Source organism: Frankia sp. ACN1ag (assembly GCF_001414035.1).
GTDB classification, from domain to species: Bacteria; Actinomycetota; Actinomycetes; order Frankiales; family Frankiaceae; genus Frankia; species Frankia torreyi.
Genome location: NZ_LJPA01000050.1, coordinates 1 through 22,208 on the forward strand (window position 1 = coordinate 1; position 22,208 = coordinate 22,208).

Below are 22,208 nucleotides of genomic sequence, written 5' to 3' on the forward strand. Positions count from 1 at the left end.
GCCAGATGCACCGCCACCAACGACGACGAACACGCCGTATCCACCGTGATCGCCGGCCCCTCCAACCCAAACGTGTACGCCACCCGCCCCGACGCGACGCTCGTGGTGTTGCCGGTGGACAGATGCCCCTCCAGGCCCGGGTCGGGCCGGCCCGCGACCGACGCGTAGTCCTGGGCGATCACCCCGGCGAACACGCCGGTCCGGCTGCCGCCCAGCCGGGTCGGATCGATCCCGGCGCCTTCGAACGCCTCCCACGCGGTCTCGAGCAGCAGCCGCTGCTGCGGGTCGGTCGCGGTCGCCTCCCGCGGGCTGAGGCCGAAGAAGGCGGCGTCGAACTCATCGGCGTCGTAGAGGAAGCCACCGCGCATGACGTAGGTCCGCCCGGCCGCGTCCGGATCGGGGTCGTAGAGCCGCTCGAGGTCCCAGCCACGGTTGTCCGGGAAGTCCCCCGTCGCGTCCCGGCCCTCGGTGACGAGCCGCCACAGGTCCTCGGCGGAGCGCACCCCGCCGGGGAACCGGCAGCTCGCCGAGACGATCGCGATCGGCTCGTCGGCGAGCGCGGCGGTGCGAACCGCCCCGGCCGTCGACGCCTCCCGCAGCTCGCCCGTCTGATCGGCGTCGGCGTCGGCGTCGGCGTCAGCGCCGAGCAGACGGGACCGGAGGAACCCGGCGATCCCGGCCGCCGTCGGATAGTCGAACAGCAGAGTCGCGGGCAGCCGCAGGCCGGTCACGACGCCCAGCCGGTTACGCAGTTCGACCGCGGTCAGGGAGTCGAAGCCGAGCGTGTTGAGCGGCCGGTCGGCGTCGAGGAGGTCCGCGCCGGCGTGGCCGAGCACCGTCGCGATCTGGCCGAGCACGAGATCGAGCAGGGTACGGCGGCGGTCGTTGCCGTTCATCCGCCGCAGCCGGTCGGCCAGCGGCTCGGCGGTGCGATCGCCGACGCCGGCACCGGCCGCGGCGCGCCGGGTGCCGCGGCGCACCAGATCACGAAGGATCCCCGGCAGCCGGCCATCCTCGGCCTGGGCGCGCAGGGCGGCCTGGTCGAAGCCGATCGGAACCAGGACGGGCCCACCGTCGACGAGGGCGGTGTCCACCGCCGCGAGGCCGTCCGCCTCGGACAGCGGGACGAGCCCCGCGCGGCGGATCCGGCTCAGCTCCTCCGGCGTCAGCCGCGCCGTCATCCCGGCGGTGGGCTCCCACGGCCCCCAGACCAGGCAGACGGCGGGCAGGCCCTGCACGTGCCGGTCCGCGGCCAGCGCGTCCAGGTAGGCGTTCGCGGCCGCGTAGTTCGCCTGGCCCGGGTTGCCCACGGTGGCGGCCGCCGAGGAGAAGAGCACGAAGGCCGCGAGATCGAGCGACGCGGTCAGTTCGTGCAGGTGCCAGGCGGCGTCGGCCTTGGGCCGCAGCACCCCGTCGAGCCGCGGCGCGCTCTGCCCGTCGAGCGGAGCGTCGTTCACGGCTCCCGCGGTGTGGACGACGGCGGTCAGGGGGTGGTCCTCGGGCACGTCCGCCAGCAGGTCCGCGAGCGCCGTCCGATCACCGACGTCGCAGGCCGCGATGGTGACGTCCACGCCGAGCTCACCGAGTTCGGCGCGCAGCCGTCCGGCCTGCGCCGAGGCGGGACCCGACCGGCTCGCGAGCAGCAGGTGGCGGACGCCGTGCTCGGTCGCCAGTCGGCGGGCGACGAGAGCCCCCAGACCTCCGGTCCCCCCGGTGATCAGAACGGTCCCCTCGGGGTCGAGGCCGACGGGCAGGGTGAGGACGACCTTGCCGACATGACGGGCCTGGCTGAGATACCGGAACGCCTCCGGGGCCCGCCGGACGTCCCACGCGGTCACCGGGAGGGGGTGCAGCGTGCCGTCCTCGAACAGGCGGACCAGCTCGAGGAGCATCTGCCGGATCCGGTCGGGAGCCACGGCGTTGAGGTCGTAGGCCTGGTAGGTGAGCCCCGGATGGTCGGTGGCCACCTGTTCGGCGTCGCGGATGTCGGTCTTGCCCATCTCGAGGAAGCGGCCGCCAGGAGCCACCAGCCGCAGCGAGGCGTCGACGAAGTCGCCCGCCAGCGAATCCAGGACGACGTCGACGCCTCGCCCGTCGGTGGCGGCGCGGATCCGCTCCTCGAAGGCGAGGGAACGCGAGGACGAGATCTGGTGCTCCGCCCGCCCTTCGGCCCGAAGTGTGTCCCACTTACCGGGGCTGGCGGTCGCGTGGATCTCCGCGCCCAGGTGGGCGGCCAGCCGGCTGGCCGCCATCCCGACGCCCCCGGCCGCGGCATGGATGAGCACGCTCTCCCCGGCCCGCAGCCGGGCCAGGTCGACGAGTCCGTGATAGGCGGTCATGAACGCGATCGGGGTCGCCGCGCCCTGAGCGAAGGACCAGCCGGCGGGCAGGCGGACCAGATGACGGTGGTCGGCCACCGCCACCGGGGCGATCGCGCCCGCGAGCAGGCCCATGACCCGGTCGCCGGGGGAGAGGCCGGTGACGTCCGGTGCGACCTCGACGACGATGCCGGCGCCCTCGCTGCCGAAGGCGGCGGTTCCCGGGTACATGCCCAGCGCCAGCAGCACATCGCGGAAGTTCAGCCCGGCGGCCCGCACCGCGACCCGGACCTGGCCGGCGGCGAGCGGGGTGTCGACGTCCGGAGCCGGGACCAGCGCCAGGTTCTCCAGCGTGCCGGGCTCGGTGACGTCCAGGCGCCAGGTGGACGACGGGCCGGGAGGGCGCAGCCGGTCCTCGCCCTCGGAGCGCACGAGGCGAGGCGTCCAGAGGTCACCGGCGCGCACGGCGACCTCCGGCTCCCCGGACGCCACCACCGCCGGCAGCATCGGGACCGACTCCCGCGCCGAGTCCAGGTCGGCCAGCACGATGCGGTCCGGGAACTCCGCCTGGGCGGTCCGGACGAGACCCCACAGGGCAGCCTGCGCCCGGGCGTCGACGCGGTCGCCGGGGCGGGCGGCGACCGCGCCGCGGGTGAGCACCACCAGGGAGGAGGCCACGGTCGCGTCGTCGGCGACCCAGGCGCGCAGCAGATCCAGCAGCGCGCCGGTAAGGCGTCGGACCGCGCTCGGATCGTCCTGCGGGCCGCCCGCCGGGAACGAGGGGGCCACGACGACGACCGCGGGCATCGGGCCGCCGTCGAGCGAGGCGCGCAGAGCCGGCAGGTCGGCATGGACGGCCGCGGTGACCCCGGCGCGGTCGAGGCCGCGGCGCAGCTCCGGGTCGTCCGGGCCGAGCACCGCCCAGCCGCCGGTCGCGGGCGGAAGCTGCCCGCCAGAGCCTGGTGCCGCCGGCGGTGAGGCCACCCACGTCACCTCGTGGAGCACCGTGGGGCGCGCCGGAGCCGCGGCCGACAGACTCCCCCGGGCGACCGATCGGAGTACAAGCCGCTCGACGGTGGCCACCGGCACGCCGGTGGGGTCAGCGACGTCGATCGCCACCGCGCCGTCGTCGATCACCCGCAACCGCACGTGGACCTCGGCGGCTCCGGTCGCGTGCAGCCGCACGCCTGACCAGGTGAACGGGATCCGGACCGCGGCGTCCGCCGGCGACTGGCCGACCGCCTCGAAGGCGAGCGGATGCAGCGCGGCGTCGAGCAGGGCGGGGTGCAGGGCGAACCCCGCCGGGTCGGTTCCCTCGGGCAGTCGCAGCGTCGCGTACAGGTCCCCGTCGTGCCGCCAGAGGGCACGCACCGCCTGGAACGCCGGCCCGTAATCGTAGCCGGCCTCGGCCAGACGCTCGTACAAGCTCGCGGCGTCGAGTGCGGTCGCCTCCTCGGGCGGCCGGGTGACGTCGGGACGGGTGACGTCGGGACGGGCGGGGGCGACCGGCCCGGGTCCGCCCTCCCCGGGGGCGAGGGTCCCCTCGGCGTGGCGGGTCCAGGCCGAGGGGGCCGGCAGGGACTCGCCGATTCCGGCGGCCTCGGCCGCGCCAGAGTCGCCCTCGCGGGGGCGGGAGTGGATCCGCACGGCCCGACGCCCGGAGTCGTCCGGCCATCCGACGGTGACCTGCAGATCGAAGATCCCCCGCGCGGGCAGGGCCAGCGGGGCGGCCAGGACGAGCTCCTCGACGCCGCCGGCACCGACCCGCTCGCCCGCCCCGATCGCGAGGTCGAGGAAGGCCGTGCCGGGCAGCACCACCGTGCCGGCGACCGTGTGGTCGGCCAGCCAGGGATGGGACGACGTCGAGACCCGACCGGTGAGGACGGTGGCGACCCCGTCGTCCTCGGCGAGCCCGACCGCCGTGGTGGCGATGGGATGTCCCGTCGAGAGCAGGCCGAGCGCGCCGGCGTCGAGCGGGCCCGACGGTTCGTCGATCCAGTAACGCCGGTGCTCGAAGGCATAGGTGGGCAGGTCGACCCGCCGACCCCGGCCGGCGAACACCGTGCGCCAGTCCGGGCCGAGGCCGTGCACGTGCAGCCGGGTGAGCGCGGCCAGCAGGGTCGGCACCTCGCCGCTTCCCGCTCGGGCCACCGCGGTCGCTACGACCGCCACCTGCGGGTCGATCCCGGCCAGACCATCGGCGACCATGCCGGTGAGCGCGGCGTCGGGGCCGATCTCCAGGTAGCCGGTCACGCCCGCCGCGTGCAACGCGCGCAGGCCGGCGGCGAACCGGACCGGCCGGCGGACGTGCTCCGCCCAGTACTGCGGGGTGCCCATCAGCCCGGCGCTCGCGCTCTCACCGGTGACATTGGAGATCATCGGGATCTGCGGCGGGTGAAAGGACACCTCGCGCAGCGCGACCGCGAAATCGGCGAGCATTCCGTCCATGTGCGGCGAGTGGAACGCGTGGCTGACCTTCAGCCGCTTCCCCCGGCGACCGCGGGCTCGCCAGCCGGCGGCGATCCGCTCCACCGCGTCAAGATCACCGGAGATGACCGTGGACGTGGGGCCGTTGACCGCCGCGACGGCGACGCGCTCCCCCTCGTCCCGCAGCAACGCGACGGTTTCCTCCTCGGAGGCCTCCAGCGCGACCATCCCGCCATCGCCGCGCAGCCCCTGCATGAGCCGGCCCCGCGCGGCCACCAGGGCGCAGGCGTCGGGCAGCGACAGGATGCCGGCGACGTGAGCGGCGGCCACCTCCCCGATGGAGTGTCCGATCAGGTAGTCCGGCCGCACGTCCCAGGACCGCAGCAGCCGGTACACCGCGACCTCGAACGCGAAGATGGCCGCCTGGGCGTGATCGGTCCGGTTCAGCAGGACCGTGTCCCCGCCCCGCGGCGGCGGGTCGTCGGTGAACATGACCTCCAGCAGCGGTCGGTCGAGCCGCGGGTCGAGTTCGGCGCGCACGGCGTCCAGCGCGGCGGCGAAGGCGGGAAACGCGGCGTACAACGCGCGGCCCATCCCGGGACGTTGGCTTCCCTGCCCGGTGAACAGGAAGGCCGTCGCGCCGGCCACGGCCACGTGGCCACGGTCGACCCCGGAGGCCTCTCGCCCGTCGGCGACGGCGAGCAGACCGGCCAGGTAGCCGTCCCGGTCGCCGGCCACGACACCGGCGCGGTGTGCCAGGACGCCGCGGGTGGCGGCCAGCGAGGCGCCGATGTCCAGGTCGGACGGCGACGGCTCGGCGACGAGACGGTCGTGCAGTCGCCGGGCCTGGGCCCGCAGGGCACCCTCGGTGACGGCGGACAGAATCCACGGCAGAGCCAGGTCCCCCACCGGGGCGGCTGCCGGCTCCCGGTGGTCGGCGAGGGTGGCGGCCGGGGCGACGGCGACCTCGCCCGGGACAGCGGCCGGTTCCGGGACGGCGACCGGTTCCGGGACGGCGACCGGTTCCGGGACGGCGACCGGTTCCGGGACGGCGACCGGTTCCGGGACGGCGACCGCCGGCTCTTCCAGGATGAGATGCGCGTTGGTCCCGCTGATACCGAAGGAGGACACCCCTGCCCGTCGAGGAGCGTCACCCGCAGCCCAGGCGGTCGGCTCGCGCAGCAGCGAGACCGCGCCGGCGTTCCAGTCCACGTGCGGCGAGGGTTGGTCGACGTGCAGGGTGCGGGGCAGGCGCGCATGCCGCATCGCCAGAACCATCTTGATGACGCTGGCCACGCCGGCCGCAGCCTGGGTGTGACCGATGTTGGACTTGACCGATCCCAGCCACAGTGGCCGGTCGGGGTCGCGGCCCTGGCCGTACGTGGCGAGCAGCGCCCGGGCCTCGATCGGGTCCCCGAGCGACGTGCCGGTCCCGTGCGCGTCGACGGCGTCGATCTCGGCGGTGGTGAGCTGGGCGTTGGCCAACGCCTGGCGGATCACCCGCTCCTGGGAGGGGCCGTTGGGCGCGGTGAGCCCGTTGCTGGCGCCGTCGGAGTTGACGGCGCTACCGCGGATCACGGCGAGGACCTGATGGCCGTTCCTGGTCGCGTCGGACAGCCGCTCCAGGAGTAGCAGGCCGCCGCCCTCGGCGAAGTTCGTGCCGTCGGCCGCCGCCGCGAAGGCCTTGCATCGCCCGTCGGGGGCGAGTCCGCGCTGCCGGCTGAACTCGACGAAGACCCCGGGTGAGGACAGCACCGTCGCGCCGCCCGCCACCGCGAGGGAGCATTCCCCGGCCCGCAGTGCCCGGGCCGCGAGATGAATCGCCACGAGCGAGGCGGAGCAGGCCGTGTCTACGGAGATCGCGGGCCCCTCGAGGCCGAACGAGTAGGCGACCCGTCCCGACGCCACGCTCGGGGTGTTTCCGGTGAGCAGATAGCCCTCGTAGGCGCGGGGGGCGTCCCGCAGCCGGGGCGCGTACTCCTGCGCGATCACGCCGGCGAACACGCCGGTGTCGCTGCCCCGCAGCGACCCCGGCGCCAGGCCGGCCCGTTCGAACAGCTCCCAGGTGAGCTCGAGCAGCAGGCGGTGCTGGGGGTCGGTGGCAGCGGCCTCCCGGGGGTTGATGCCGAACAACGCGGCATCGAATCCGGCCGCGTCGTCGAGGAAACCCCCGTGGCGGACATAGGACGTGCGGGAGTGGTCCGGATCCAGGTCGTGCAATGTGGCGGTGTCCCAGCCGCGGTCGGTGGGGAATTCCGCGATCGCGTCCCGCCCCTCGTCGACCAGCCGCCACAGGGCCTCGGGCGAGTCGACCGCGCCAGGGAAGCGGCAGGCCATCGACACGATCGCGATGGGCTCGCTGTCCCGGGCCTCGGCCGCGCTCAGTCGCCCCCGGGCGTGAGCGAGGTCCATGGTGACCCGCTTGAGGTACTCGCGGAGCTTCTGCTCGTTGGCCATGGGACGCCGATACCTCCGGTAGCTGCGCTCGGTTGATGCCGAACTGGGCTGGGCTGCGAGACGGAGACGCAGGGGAAACGGATTTCGTCTTTCGGAACCCGGACGCGGGGTGTGGACTATGCGGGTCGTGGACTATGCGGGTCGTGGACTAGGGCGAGCGGAAGCGTCAGAGGTTGTCGATGNAGTCGAAGATCTCGTCGTCGGTCGCCGAACTGAGACCCTCCAGCCGCGGTGCTCCCTCAGCGGCCCCGCCCAGGTCGCGGGTCCTGGCCAGGTCGCGGATCCTGGCCAGCAGCGCCTCGACGCGGTTTTCGAGTACCGCCACGTCCCCGTGGCCGGCGGGCAGCGCCTCACACGACCGCTGCAACCGGTCCAGGTCCGCCAGTACCGAGGACGTGGTCTGCGCGGTGCCGGCGTCCGGTGCCACCAGCTCGTCGAAGAGGTAGGAGACGAGCTGCTCGGGAGTCGGATGGTCGAACACCAGCGTCGCCGGCAGGGTCAGACCGGTCGCGGCGCCCAACCGGTTGCGTAGCTCCACCGCCGTCAGCGAGTCGAATCCGAGGTCGCGGAAGGCGCCGTCGGCCGGGATCGCCCGCGGGTTCGGATGACCCAGCGCGACAGCCGCGTGGGTCTGGACGAGGGTGAGCAGCAGGGGGCGCCGACCGGACTCCGGCGCGGCGTCCAACCGCTGCTGCCAGGACAGCTCCACGTCACCGTCCGTTGCCCGACGGTTCGGCACGCGCACCAGGTCACGCAGCAGGGCGGGCAGATCGCCGGTGGCCGCCGCCTCCCGCAGGGCAGCGGAGTCGAGGCGGGTCGGTACGACCACCCCCCGGGTCGCCCCGAGTGCCGCGTCGAACAGCGCGAGACCTTCGCCGGTGGACAGGGCGGCGAGCCCGCTGCGGCCCAGCCTGGTCAGGGCGGCGGAGTCCAGATGCCCGGTCATGGCGCTGGCCTGCGACCACAGGCCCCAGGCCATCGAGGTGGCGGGCAGGCCGCGGGCGTGGCGGTCGTGCGCGAGGGCGTCGAGGAAGGCGTTGGCCGCGGCGTAGTTCGCCTGACCGGCGGGGCCCAGGGTGCCGGCGACCGAGGAGAACAGCACGAAGGCGGCCAGATCGACGTCCTGCGTCAGTTCGTGCAGGTTCCAGGCCGCGTCGATCTTGGGGCGCAGCACCGCGTCGAGCCGTTGCGGCGTCAGGGACTGCAGCAGGCCGTCGTCGAGGACACCCGCGGCGTGGACCACCGCGGTCAGGGGTCGGTCGTCCGGGATCTCCCCGAGCACCCCGGCCAGGGCGTCGCGGTCGGCGGCGTCGCAGGCCTTCAGGTCCACCGTGGCGCCGGCGGCCGTCAGCTCGGCGAGCAGCTCGGCGGCTCCCGGTGCGCCGTGCCCCCGGCGGCTGAGCAGGATCAGATGCCGGATCCCGTGCTCGACGACGAGATGGCGGGCGAGCGCACCCCCCAGGATCCCGGTGCCCCCGGTGATCAGGACGCTGCCGGCAGGGTCGAGCGGGCGGGGGACCGTCAGGACGACCTTGCCGGTGTGCCGGGCCTGGCCGAGATAGCGGAACGCCTCCGTCGCCCGGCGGATGTCCCAGGCGGCGACCGGCAGGGCGCTGATCTCCCGCCGCCGGAACATCGGCAGCAGCGCGTTCATCATCCGACCGACATGCTCGGGTCCCTGGTCGGTCACGTCGTAGGAGCGGTAGCTCACTCCCGGATGCGCCGCGGCCACGGCGGCAGGGTCGCGGATGTCGGTCTTGCCCATCTCGACGAAGCGGCCGCCCGGACTGAGCAGGCGTAGCGAGGCGTCCACGAACGGACCCGCCAACGAGTTGAGGACGACGTCCACCCCACGCCCGCCGGAGGCCGCCCGGAACCTCTCCTCGAAGTCGAGGTCGCGCGACGAGGCGATGTGGTCGGAGCCCAGCCCGAGCGAACGCAGCACGTTCCACTTGCCGGGGCTGGCCGTCCCGAGCACCGTCACACCCCAGTGCCTGGCCAGCTGGAGCGCCGCCATCCCGACGCCGCCGGTCGCGGCGTGCAGGAGCAGCGTCTCGCCCGCGCCGACCGCGGCGATCTCGGCCAGCCCGTAGTAGGCGGTCAGGAACACGACCGGGATCGCGGCGGCCTCGGCGAAGCTCATCCCGGGCGGCATGGGCCACAGCGTCCGGTGATCGGCGATCCCCACCGGTCCGGCGCCGCTGGACATCAGGCCCATCACGCGGTCCCCGGGGGCGAACGTGGTCACCTCCGGCCCGACCTCGAGCACCACGCCGGCGGCCTCGCCGCCGGGCGGCCGGGTGTCCCCGCTGACCAGGTCGAGCGCGAGGACCACCTNGCGGAAGTTCAGGCCGGCGGCCCGGATCGCGATCCGCACCTCGCCGGCGGCCAACGCGACGGAGGCCGCCTCCCCCGGGGCCAGCGCGAGACTGTCGAGCGATCCCTTCCCGGTCAGGACCAGATGCCAGTCGGCCGTCCGCTCCGGCGGGACGAGCATGTCGTCGCCGGCGTCGAGTCGGGTCAGCCGCGGCGTGTGGAGCTGCCCGCCGCGCAGCGCGCCCTGGGGCTCACCCTGGGACTCGCCCTGCTCGAGCGCGTCGACGACGGCAGCCCGCGAGGCGTCGCTCGCGTCGAGGTCGAGCAGACCGAAGCGGTCCGGGTGCTCCGACTGGGCGGTCCGGACCAGCCCCCAGACCGACGCGGCGGCGAGGTCCGCGACGCGCTCCCCCGCGTGGACCGCGACCGCGCCCCGGGTGACCAGAAGCAGGCGCGCAGCGGCGAAGGCCTCCTGCGCCAACCACGAGGTCAGCAGCCGCAGAGCGTCGTGCGTGGCCGTGCGGGCCGCGTCCGCAACGCTCCCGGCCCGCGCCGGCCAGGACACGACCACGGTCTTGACCCGGGCCCCGGCCGCCACGGACTCTCGCAGCGCGTCCAGGTCCGCGACGCGCTCGACCTGCGCCCCGCGGTCGGCGGCGGCCGCGGCGAGGCCCCACGGGTCGTCGCCGACCAGCGCCAGCGCGGCCGGCGGGGCCGTGCTGGCCCCCCGCTCGTCCGCGGGGCGCTCGACGGGACGCCAGTCCACGCCGAGCAGCGACGGCGGCGCCCCCGTACGGAACGCGGCGAGCTGCGCGTCGTCCATCGGGCGCACGGCGAGCGTGCCCACCGTGGCGAGCGGCTGACCGGAGACGTCGGTGAGCAGGAGCGTCACCGAGGCTGGACCGGTCGCCGTGGCGCGGACCCGGGCCTGCGTCCCGCCCTGCGCGTGCAGCGCGACCCTGCTCCAGGAGAACGGGACGAGCAACGCGTCCGGCGCAATCGGCGGGAGCGCCAGGGTCGCGGCATGCAGCGCTGCGTCCAGCAGCGCGGGGTGCAGGCCGAACGTCCCCGCCGGCTGGTCCTCGGGCAGGCGGACGTCGGCGAACACGTCCGCGCCGCGCCGCCAGGCCGCGCGCAGGCCGCGGAAGTTCGGACCGTAGTCGTACCCTCGCGCGGCCAGGGAGTCGTAGTGCGCGTCGATGTCGATCAGCTCGGCCCCCGCCGGCGGCCAGGCCTCCGGTGGATCCTCGGCCAGGCCCGGGGTCGCCTCGGATGGCCCTCCCGCGGGCACCTGCGCGGTGGGCGCGTCCACGGTGGACAGCTCCGCCCTGGCATGCAGGGTCCAGTCCGTCTCGTCGGTCGCGTCGGTCGCGTCGGCCGGGCGCGAGTACACCGTCGTCCTCCACCCGCCGGCGTCGTTCGCGGGTTGGATCACCACCTGCATCTGCACCTCGCCGTCGTCGGGCAGGACGACCGGCGCCTCCAGCAACAGCTCGTCGACGAACCGCCCCCCGAGCGGGCGACCGGCCGTGAGGACGAGGTCGACGAGGGCGGCGCCGGGCAGCACGACCATGTCCCGCAGGACGTGGTCCGCCAGCCAGGGATGGTTCGCCAGGTTCAGCCGGCCGGTGAGGATCGTCGTCCCGCCTTCGGCCGGGCGCACCTCGGCGGCGAGCAGGGGGTGGTTGGCGGGGTCGAGTCCGGCGGCGGCGAGATCGGAGCCGCGGCCGTCGGGAGCCAGCCAGTACCGTTCCCGCTCGAACGCGTAGGTCGGCAGGTCCACCACCTGCCCGTCCGCGCCGGCGAACAGTGATTCCCAGCCCGACCTCGACCCGCCGATCCGCAGCGCGGCCACGGCCGCGGCCACCGCATGCCGCTCCGACGTCCCCGGACGCATCGTCGCCAGCAACACCGGCTCGCCACCGCCCACCGAGCCCTCGGACGACCCATGCGCCGACACCGACACCGACACCGGGGCCGGGGTCGGGGTCGGTTCTTCCGCGGCCAGGCAGTCACCGGCCATCCCCGTCAACGTCCGGTTCGGACCGATCTCCACAAACACCTCGACACCAGCATCCCGCAACACCCGCATCCCGTCCGCGAACCGCACCGGACGACGAACATGCCCCACCCAGTAATCCGCCCCGAGAACCTCACCATCAACAACCCGCCCCGACACGTTCGACACCAGCGGAATCGACGGAACCCGAAACGTCAGACCCTCCACCACCCGCCGGAAATCATCAAGCATCCCCTCCATATGATGCGAATGAAAAGCATGACTCACCCGCAGCAACGACGTCCGACGACCCTGCCCCCGCACCACCTCCCCCACCCAGGCAACAGCATCCGCATCACCCGCCACCACCACCGACGCCGGCCCGTTCACCGCCGCCACCGACACCCGCCCCGCCACCGCCGGCTCCGCCAGCACCCCCGCGACCTCATCCTCCCCCGCCGCCACCGCCAGCATCGCCCCACCCGCCGGCAGCTCCTGCATCAACCGGCCCCGCGCCGCCACCAGCACACACGCATCCACCAGCCCGAAAACCCCCGCCACATACGCCGCCGCCACCTCACCAATCGAATGCCCCACCACGAAGTCAGGCACCACACCCGACGACTCCAACAACCGGAACAGCGCCACCTCCAACGCGAACAACGCCGGCTGCGTGTACCGCGTCGTATCCAGAAGACCAGCCTCCACCGACCCCTCCGCCGCGAACATCACCTCCCGAAGCGGACGATCCAGAAACCCATCGAAACCAGCACACACCTCATCCAGAGCAGCCGCGAACACCGGCGAAGAAAAATACAACTCCCGCCCCATACCCACCCGCTGACTACCCTGACCAGCAAACAGAAAAGCCAACCGACCCGCCGACCGCACCCCACCCCGCACCACCAACGGCGAACTCCCCCCCGCCGCCACCACCCGCAACCCCGCACGCAACTCCTCCACCCCCTCCGCGACCACCACCACCCGACGCTCCAACAACGACCGCGTCGCCACCAGAGAAAACCCCACATCCACCAGCGACACCCCACCCCCAGCCACCAACGAATCCAGAACCACCGCCTGCCCCCNCAACCCCGACTCCGACCGCGCCGACACCACAAAAGGCAACACCCCACCCCAACCCCGCACCCCGGACACAGAAACACCCGAATCCACACCACCAGCCACCACACCACCAGAAACAGCCGCGCCACCGGAAACGGCAACGCCATCAGCCTCAGCAATGGCATCAGACGGAGCGGCGCCATCCGACACGGTGGCACTGTTCGACAAAGCGATACCGCTCGACCCGGCCGCAGTGTTCGCCGCGGCGGCGCTACTCGACACTGCGGTACCCGACACTGCGGTACTCGACACGGTGGTACTCGACACGGTGGTACTCGACACGGTGGAATTCAAGCTGGTGGAATTCGACCCGGCGGCACCGTTCGGTGTCGTGCGGTCGAGGACGGGGGGTTCCTCCAGGATGACGTGGGCGTTGGTGCCACTGATCCCGAACGACGACACCGCGGCCCGACGCGGACCCGACCCCTCCCAGGGAACCGACCGGGTGACCAGCCTGACCGCNCCGGCCGACCAGTCGACCTCCGGCGTCGGCTCATCCACGTGCAGCGTCGGCGGCACCTCACGGTGACGCATCGCCATCACCATCTTGATGATTCCCGCGACGCCCGCCGCNGCCNGNGTNTGNCCGATGTTCGACTTCACCGATCCCAGCAGCAACGGCCGATCCACCGGACGGCCCTGACCATAGGTCGCCAGCAACGCCTGCGCCTCGATCGGATCACCCAACCGGGTACCCGTCCCATGCGCCTCCACCACATCCACATCACCCACACCCAGACCCGCACTCCCCAACGCCGCCCGGATCACCCGCTGCTGCGACGGACCNTTCGGCGCCGTCAGCTGACTGCTCNCCCCATCGGAGTTCACCGCCGACCCCCGCACCACCGCNAACACCCGATGGCCATGACGACGCGCGTCCGACAACCGCTCCAACAGCAGCATCCCCGCACCCTCACCCCAACTCGTCCCATCCGCCGCCGCCGCGAACGCCTTCACCCGCCCATCCGCCGCCAACCCACGCTGACGGCTGAACTCCACAAACGTCGACGGCGTCGCCATCACCGTCACCCCACCCGCCAACGCCAACGAACACTCACCACCACGCAACGCCTGGCACGCCAGATGCACCGCCACCAACGACGACGAACACGCCGTATCCACCGTGATCGCCGGCCCCTCCAACCCAAACGTGTACGCCACCCGCCCCGACGCCACACTCCCCGCACTACCCGTCGCCAGAAAACCCTCGAAACCCGCCGGCGGCGCCGCCATCAACCGCACCCCGTAATCGTCGTACATCACCCCCGCGAAAACACCCGTCGCACTCCCCCGCAGACCCGACGGATCAATACCCGCCCGCTCGAACACCTCCCACGTCAACTCCAACAGAAGACGATGCTGCGGATCCGTCGCCAACGCCTCCCGCGGCGACATACCAAAAAACCCCGGATCAAACTCGTCCGCATCATGCAGAAAACCACCGAAACGACTGTAAGAAGAACCCGCACGATCAGGATCCGGATCATACAGACCCGCACCCCAACCCCGACCCGACGGAAACTCCGAAATCGCATCCCCACCCGACGCCACCAACCCCCACAAACCCTCCGGCGAACGCACCCCACCCGGGAAACGGCAACTCATCCCCACCACAGCCAACGGCTCGGTGGACCGGTCCTCGAAGACGGAGAGCTGCCGGCGTGCCTGCCGCAGGTCGGCGGTCGCACGGCGGAGGTACTCACGAAGCTTGTCCTCGTTGGAGGTCATGGCGTCTCACCCTTCCCGCGTCAGTCGGGGGTTTCCGGCGTCGTCCATCGGAATTTCCCCGAACTCGTTGTCGAGTGCCTTGAAGAGTTCGTCGTCCGTCGCCGTGGCGAGGTCCACCGAATCCTCAGGCACCGCGGAGCCGTTGCCGTTCCGGTCGGCGTTCCATCTGCGCAGCAGGTTCTGCAGGCGCAGAGCGACCCGGGCATGGTCGGCATCGGTCGCCGATCCCGGATCCAGCGCGGCCTCAAGCTGGTCGAGCGCGGCGAGCGGCAGCCCGCCGAGGGCAGCCGCCTCGGGTGTCAGGGCGGCCAGCAGATGGTCCGCGAGCGCGGCGGGCGTCGGATAGTCGAACGCGAGCGTGCTCGGCAACCGCAGGGCGGTGGCGGCGTGCAGCCGGTTGCGCAGCTCCACTGCGGTCAGCGAGTCGAGTCCCATCTCCAGCAGGCCGCGTTGGGGGTCCATGGTCGCCGCGGCGGCGTCGGAGTGGCCGAGCACCGTCGCCAGGGTGCCGCGGACCAGCGCGAGCACCAGGTCCGCCCGCTGCGCGTCCGGTGCCTCGGCGAGGCGCCGCAGAAACGGGGACTCGCCATCGGCCGCGCCCGCGGCCGAGCCGCCGGCCGATCGGACCGGCAGGCCGACAAGACCGGCGAACAGATGGTGCGGCAGGTCCGCGCGGGCCTGGGCACGCAGCCGTGACAGGTCGACCCGCGCGGCCACGAGCGCCGCCCGGCTACTGGCGAGCCCGGCCTCGAGCAGTGCCAGCCCCTCCTCGTCCGACATCGCGACGAGGCCGGCGCGAGTCAGCCGGCCACGGTCGACCCGGTCGAGAGTGCCCGTCATGGCGCTGGTGCGGGACCACAACCCCCAGGCCAGCGAGGTCGCCGGACGCCCCTGGGCGTGGCGCCGCGCGGCCAACGCGTCCAGGAAGGCGTTCGCCGCCGCGTAGCTGCCCTGCCCCGGATTGCCGAAGGTGCCCGCCACCGAGGAGAACAGCACGAACTCCGCGAGGTCCTGGTCGGCGGTGAGCTCGTGCAGATGCCAGGCCGCATCCACCTTCGGCCGCAGAACCAGGTCGAGTCGCTGCGGCGTCAGTGACCCGATCACCCCGTCGTCGAGGACGCCGGCGGTATGCACGACGGCGGTCAGCGGACGGTCGGCGGGCACCGACGCGACCAGCGCCGCCACCTGATCACGATCCGTCACATCGCACGCTGTCACCGTCACCTGTGCGCCCTGGGCGGAGAGCTCGGCCTCCAGTTCGGCGGCACCCGCGGCCGCAGGCCCCCGGCGACTCACCAGCAGCAGATTCCGGACGCCTCCATGGGCGACCAGGTGGCGTGCCACCAGGGCACCGAGCGTCCCGCCGCCACCGGTGATCAGCACGGTCCCCGACGGATCGAGCCGCGCGAAGGGCGAATCCGCCGGGTCCGGGCCGACGGGTTCGACCCGATCCGACAGACGAACGAGGCGGGGCACGTAGCGACGCCCGTCGCGGATCGCGAGTTCCGGCACGCCCTGGGCGAGCGCGGCCGGCAGCGCCGCGACGGAGGCATCCCGATCGTCGAGGTCCACGAGTTGGAAGCGGCCGGGTTCCTCCTGTTGCGCGGATCGCAGCAGACCCCACACGGCCCCCCCGACCATGTCGGCCNCCCCAGCCGCGTCGACCGTGCCGGCCGGACCCGCCGGCCCCTCCAGGTCGGCCTGGCCACCGGCGGAGGAGACGCCGGCGGAGGAGACGCCGACCGCGCCGTGTGTCACCACCACGAGACGCGACGTCGCGAACCGTTCATCGTCGAGCCAGGCCTGCAGCATGGCCAACTGGCGGTGGACGGCGACGCGCACGGCCTCGGGCACGTCCAGGCCGGGGCTGTCGGGATCACCAGGACCGACAGGATCATCAGAACCGACAGGGTCATCAGAACCGACAGGGTCAGCAGGGCCGACAGGCCGCGCGACGGTGACGGGCGCGAGGACCACGGCGGGCACGGGCGCGCCGCCCGCCACCGCGGCACTCAGGCCGGCGAGGTCCGGATGCCGCGTCACCGCGGCCGGCGACCCGGCGAGTCCGGCGGCCAGCGCCGCGGCCGGCCCGGCCGCCTCCGTGCCGAGCACCGCCCATCTGGCCGTGGTCGTGTCCTCGGACGTCCCGGCCCGGGCCGGGACGAGGTCCTCGACCTCGGCCTCGACCCACTCCACCTCGAACAGCGGGGGCCGGCGCGAACCGGCGCCCGCGATCCGGGCCAGATCCACCGGTCGAACGGTCAGGGCACCGACGGACAGCACCGGCCGTCCGCTGACATCCGTGGCCTGCAGGGTCAGGCGGTCCGGACCGGACGGCGACAGGCGGACCCGCAGCGCGCTCGCCCCGGCGGCGTACAGCGAGACCTCCGACCAGGAGAAGGGCAGCGCCACCGCGGCACCGCCGGCTCCCGCCGCGGAACGCACCCGATCCAGCGCCACCGGGTGCAGCGCGGCGTCGAGCAGGGCCGGGTGGATCCCGTAGCGCCGCGCCTCCTGCGGATCGGAGTCGGGCAGGCGCACGTCGGCGTACAGGTCCTCGCCGAGCCGCCAGAGCGCCGACAGTCCCTGGAAGGCGGGGCCATACCGCAGCCCCAGGTCCGCCAGCGTGCCGTAGGCGTCAGCGAGCTCGACCGGCACCGCACCCGACGGCGGCCACGCCTGCCCGGGTCCGACGGGCCAACCCAGGCCGGGCGTGGCCGGCCCCCCGGCGGGAGACGAGTCCACGACAGGAGACGAGTCCACGGCAGGAGACGGGTCCATGACGGCCGCGGGTTTCCGGGTCAGTGTCCCCCGCGCGTGTCGCGTCCAACGGCTCCCCCCGTCGTCGTCCACGGTGCCCGCGGACCGGGAGTGCAGGGCGAACATCCGCCGGCCGTCCTCGTCCGGGGCCTGCACGACGAGCCGCAGGTTCACCCCGGGTCCTTCGGGGAGCGTCACCGGCGCCTCGATGACCAGTTCCTCGACGTGTGGACAGTCCACCCGGGTCCCGGCCGACACCGCGAGTTCGACATAGGCGGTTCCCGGCAGCAGGGCCGTGTCCTCGACCGCATGATCGGCGAGCCAGGGATGGGAACGCAGGGACAGGGCCGCGGTGAGGACGAGCCCGCCGTCCTCGGGCAGGACGACGGCGGCGGTCAGCAGCGGGTGGTCGGCCGCGTCCAGACCGGCCATGGTGGTCGTGCGGTGGCCGCCGGCGTCGTCGAGCCAGTAACGCCGCCGCTGGAACGGATAGGTGGGCAGGTCGGGCAGCGGCACGCGGGCATCGGGCGGCGTGGCGCTCCACTCGACGGGAGCCCCGCGGACGTAGGCCTGGGCCAGCGCCGTCGTGACGGATCGGTGCTCGCCGCGGCCGGCCCGCAGCAACGCGGCGAACAGCCGCTCGTCGCGCTGCTCGTCGCCGACGCAGTCGGCGGCCATCGCCGACAGACCGCCCGGTCCGATCTCGAGGTAGGTGCGGACGCCGAGCGCCTCGAGCTGGCGCATCCCGGCCAGGAAGCGCACCGGCTGGCGGACATGGTCGACCCAGTACTGCGGCGAACGGACCCGCTCGTCGGCAAGCTCACCGGTCAGGTTCGACAGCAGGGGCAGCGACGGTGCGCGCAGCTCCAGCCCCTCGACGACGCGGCGGAACTCGTCGAGCATGCCGTCCATGTGATGCGAGTGGAAGGCATGGCTCACGCGCAGCTCCCGCACCCGGTGGCCGGCCTCGCGCCAGGTCCGCGCCAGCTCGGCCACCGCGGCCCGGTCCCCCGCCACCACCGTCGCGCGCGGCCCGTTCACCGCCGCGACCGTCACCCCGATCGGCTGACCGGCCCAGGACGCCCGCACCTCCTCCTCCGAGGCGGTGACGGCAAGCATGGCCCCACCCGCCGGCATCTCCTGCATCAACCGACCCCGCGCCGTCACGAGGACCGCGGCGGCGGCGAGATCCAGCACGCCGGCGGCATGGGCGGCCGCGAGTTCGCCCACCGAGTGACCGCCCACCACGTCGGGGCGCAGTCCACGCGAGCGCGCCAGTCGGAACAGCGCCACTTCCAGGGCGAACAGCGCCGGCTGGGCGAAGCGGGTCTGGTCGAGCAGTTCCGCCTGCGCGCTGCCCTGCACCGCGAACAGCACCTCGAGCAGCGGCTGAGGCAGATGCGGATCGAGCGCCTGGCACACCTCGTCGAGCGCCGCCCGGAACGTCGGGTCCGTTTGGTACAGCTCCCGACCCATCCCGACGCGCTGGCTTCCCTGCCCGGTGAACAGGAAGGCGGTCGGTGCGGTCGGCTGAACCACCCCGCGTGCCACCTGGGCCGGCAGCCCGTCCGGCGCGGAGCCGGCCAGCTTCGCCAGCCCCTCGACCAGCTCCGCCCGGTCGTCGGCGAGTACGACGGCGCGGTGCTCGAACACCACCCGGCCCCGGGTCAGGGCGAGCCCCACCTCCCCCAGGTCGACCTCGCCGTCGGTGGCCAGGTCGTACAGGCGGCGCGCGTACTCGCGCAGCGCCGGCTCGCTTCGCGCGGTGATCGGCCACACGAGGTGCGAGCGGTCGGGGACGTCGCCGGACGCCTCGGGTTGTGCCGGATCTTCCTCGGCGGCCGGAGCCGCCGGAGCCGGCTCGGGGAGGGCGCTGCCGTCCGGAGCCTCCTCGAGGATGAGGTGGGCGTTGGTGCCGCTGATCCCGAACGACGACACGGCGGCGCGGCGCGGACGCACGGCGCGCGGCCAGTCGACCGGCTCGGTCAGCAGCGACACGGCGCCCGACGCCCAGTCGACGTGTGGGGAGGGCTCGTCGACGTGCAGGGTCCGCGGAAGGTGGCCGTGCCGCAGGGCGGCCACCATCTTGATCACACCCGCGACGCCGGCCGCCGCCTGCGCGTGGCCGATGTTGGACTTCACCGATCCCAGCCACAGCGGCCGGCCGGCCGGGCGATCCCGGCCGTAGGTGGCCTGCAAGGCCTGTGCCTCGATGGGATCTCCCAGGGTGGTCCCGGTGCCGTGGGCCTCGACGGCGTCGACCTCGTCCGCGTTCAGGCCGGCGCTGGCGAGGGCCTGGCGGATCACCCGTTCCTGCGACGGGCCGTTGGGCGCGGTGAGGCCGTTGCTCGCCCCGTCGGCGTTGACCGCGCTGCCCCGCACCACGGCGAGCACCGGATGGCCGTGGCGCCGGGCGTCGGAGAGACGCTCGAGCAGGACCATGCCCGCGCCCTCCGACCAGGCGGCACCGTCCGCCGCGGCCCCGAACGACTTGCACCGGCCATCCGGCGCCAGTCCACGCTGGCGGCTGAACTCCACGAACACCGTCGGGGTCGCCATCACCGTGACCCCGCCCGCGAGCGCGAGGGTGCACTCGCCGCCGCGCAGCGCCTGCGCCGCGAGGTGCAGGGCGACCAGAGACGACGAACAGGCCGTGTCGACCGTCATCGCCGGGCCCTCCAGGCCCAGGGTGTAGGCGATGCGCCCGGACGCGACGCTCGTCGTGGACCCGGTCAGCAGATAGCCCTCCAGACCCGGCGGGGCCTGGCCCAGGCGGGAGGCGTAGTCGTCGTACATCACGCCGGTGAACACGCCCGTCCGGGTGCCGCGCAGGGCGGTGGCGCTGATCCCGGCCCGTTCGACCGCCTCCCACGCGGTCTCCAGCAGCAGGCGCTGTTGCGGGTCGGTCGCCAGCNCCTCCCGTGGCGAGATCCCGAAGAACTCCGGGTCGAAGTCGGCGGCGTCGTAGAGGAAGCCACCACGGCGGGTGTACGAGGTACCGACATGATCGGGATCCGGGTGGTAGAGGGTGTCCACGTCCCAGCCCCGGTCGGTGGGGAACTCGGCGATGACGTCCGCGCCCTCGGTGACCAGCCGCCACAGGTCCTCCGGGGTCCGGACGCCACCCGGATAGCGGCAGCCGATGCCCAGAATCGCGATCGGTTCGGCCGGGTCGCCGGCCCGCGGCTCGGCGCGCGCCACCGCCAGGCCGGTGCCAGGTCCGGTGGCGGTGGCCGTCCCGTCGCCGTCCGCACGCAGACGGGTGTCCAGATAGGCGGCCACGGCCTCGGGCGTGGGGTAGTCGAAGATCAGCGTCGCCGGCAGCCGCAGCCCGGTCACCGCGGCCAGGCGGTTGCGCAGATCGACCGCCGTCAGCGAGTCGAAACCGAGTTCCTTGAAGGCCCGGTCCGCCGGCAGCGTCACCGGGGTGGCATGGCCCAGCACGGTCGCGACCTGCGCGTTCACCAGGTGCGCCACCGCCTGCTCCCGCTCGGCGGCAGGCTTGTCACGCAGCTGGTCGGACCACGACCCGGCCTGGTCGGGCCGGGCACCCGTCGACGGGGACGACACCGGGGCGAGCTCCCGCAGCACGACGGGCACCATCCCGGCCGCGGCCTGGTTCCGCAGTGCCACCGTGTCCAGCCGGACCGGGACGACGACCGCACGCGTCGACTCCAGCGCCTCGTCGAACAGCGCAAGCCCCTGGCCGGGCTGGATCGGCGCCAGACCGGAACGGGACAGCCTAGCCAGGTCGGCGCCCGCCAGGGCCGCGGTCATGCCGCCGCCGGGTGCCCACAGCCCCCAGGCCAGCGAGGTGGCCGCCAGCCCTTCGGCGCGTCGGTGCTCGGCCAGCGCGTCCAGAAAGGTGTTCGCCGCCGCGTAGTTGCCCTGCCCGCCGTTACCGAGGATTCCGACGACCGAGGAGAACAGGACGAACGCGGTCAGATCGAGATCGCGGGTGAGGTCGTGCAGCACGAGCGCGGCCCGGGCCTTGGGGCGCCAGACCTGCTCCAGTCGTTCCCGGTCCAGGGCTTCGACGACTCCGTCGGCCAACGTTCCGGCGGTGTGGATCACCGCGGTGAGCGGGTGCCCCTGGGGAATCCCGGACAGCACGGCCGTCATGCTCTCGCGGTCGGCGGCATCGGCCGCTACGACGGTGACCTCGGCGCCGATGGCGGTGAGCTCCTCCACCGTCGCGGCCGCGCCGTCGGCGTCGGGTCCGCGGCGGCTGACGAGCAGCAGGTGCCGTACGCCGTGCGCCTCAACCAGATGCCGGGCGACGAGCGTGCCGAGCAACCCCGTGCCCCCGGTGACGAGGACCGTGCCGCCGGGGCGGAAGACCGCCGGTCGGTCGGGGGCGTCGGGGGCGTCGGGAGCGTCGGGGCCGCGGCGGTCGGGGACGGGCGCGATCCGGGCCAGCCGCGGTGTGTACCCGCGCCCGTCGCGGACCGCCAGCTGCGGCTCCCGCGTCGCCAGCGCGACGGGGAGCAGCTCGTACGAGGCCGGGTCGTCGGTCACGTCGACCAGGACGAACCGATCCGGATGCTCGGACTGCGCGGTCCGGATTAGGCCCCACACCGGTGCCTGGGCCAGGTCCGGCGCGGGGTCGTCGGCCTTCGTGACGACGGCGTTGCGGGTCACGAACACCAGCTGCGAGCGCGCCAGCCGCTCGTCCGCGAGCGCACCCTGGATGTCCGCCAGCACGCGGGTGGTCACATCCAGCGACGCGCCGTCGAGCCCGTGGCCGCCCAGGCCGGGCCCGCCGGCGCTCGTGCCGCCAGGCCCGGCGGGATCACTGCCGGCGGCACCGGTCACGGTGGCCGGCAGCACGATCACGTCGGGAACCGGTGTTCCCGCTTCGAGGGCACCCAGAAGCGCCTCGAGGTCCGTCCAGCGTTGGGCGTCGGTACCCGGCAGGTCGCCGAGGCCGTCCCCCACGAGTGCCCACCGTTCCCCGAGGGCGGCGGGAGCGGCGACGTCCCAGGCGGGCTTCCAGCCGATCTCGAACAGCGGGTCGCGCCGCGTCGTGGCGGCGGCCAGCTGCTGGGGCAGGATGGACCGTAGAGTCAGCGCCTCGG

At 73.7% G+C, this 22,208-nt stretch carries 1 protein-coding gene and 9 pseudogenes; all 10 read right to left on the reverse strand.

Annotated elements, in window-relative coordinates; genetic code table 11:
- Positions 1 to 7,202: pseudogene (locus UK82_RS40695) on the reverse strand (type I polyketide synthase); the annotation flags it as partial.
- A gap of 183 nt (positions 7,203 to 7,385) precedes the next feature.
- A pseudogene (locus UK82_RS34540) lies at positions 7,386 to 9,539 on the reverse strand (type I polyketide synthase); the annotation flags it as partial.
- Position 9,540: 1 nt separating this feature from the next.
- A pseudogene (locus UK82_RS40700) lies at positions 9,541 to 12,594 on the reverse strand (acyltransferase domain-containing protein); the annotation flags it as partial.
- A 12-nt stretch (positions 12,595 to 12,606) separates the two neighbouring features.
- A pseudogene (locus tag UK82_RS40705) lies at positions 12,607 to 13,104 on the reverse strand (ketoacyl-synthetase C-terminal extension domain-containing protein); the annotation flags it as partial.
- 1 nt (position 13,105) lies between these two features.
- Positions 13,106 to 13,215: pseudogene (locus UK82_RS40710) on the reverse strand (hypothetical protein); the annotation flags it as partial.
- 13 nt (positions 13,216 to 13,228) lie between these two features.
- A pseudogene (locus tag UK82_RS40715) lies at positions 13,229 to 13,428 on the reverse strand (hypothetical protein); the annotation flags it as partial.
- Between the two features lie 64 nt (positions 13,429 to 13,492).
- A pseudogene (locus tag UK82_RS40720) lies at positions 13,493 to 14,370 on the reverse strand (beta-ketoacyl synthase N-terminal-like domain-containing protein); the annotation flags it as partial.
- Between the two features lie 6 nt (positions 14,371 to 14,376).
- Complete coding sequence (locus UK82_RS43485; protein ID WP_396230664.1) at positions 14,377 to 16,011, reverse strand: SDR family NAD(P)-dependent oxidoreductase; 1,635 nt, start codon at positions 16,009 to 16,011, stop codon at positions 14,377 to 14,379.
- Between the two features lie 8 nt (positions 16,012 to 16,019).
- Positions 16,020 to 20,044, reverse strand: a pseudogene (locus UK82_RS40725) (type I polyketide synthase); the annotation flags it as partial.
- Position 20,045: 1 nt separating this feature from the next.
- Positions 20,046 to 22,208: pseudogene (locus UK82_RS40730) on the reverse strand (SDR family NAD(P)-dependent oxidoreductase); the annotation flags it as partial.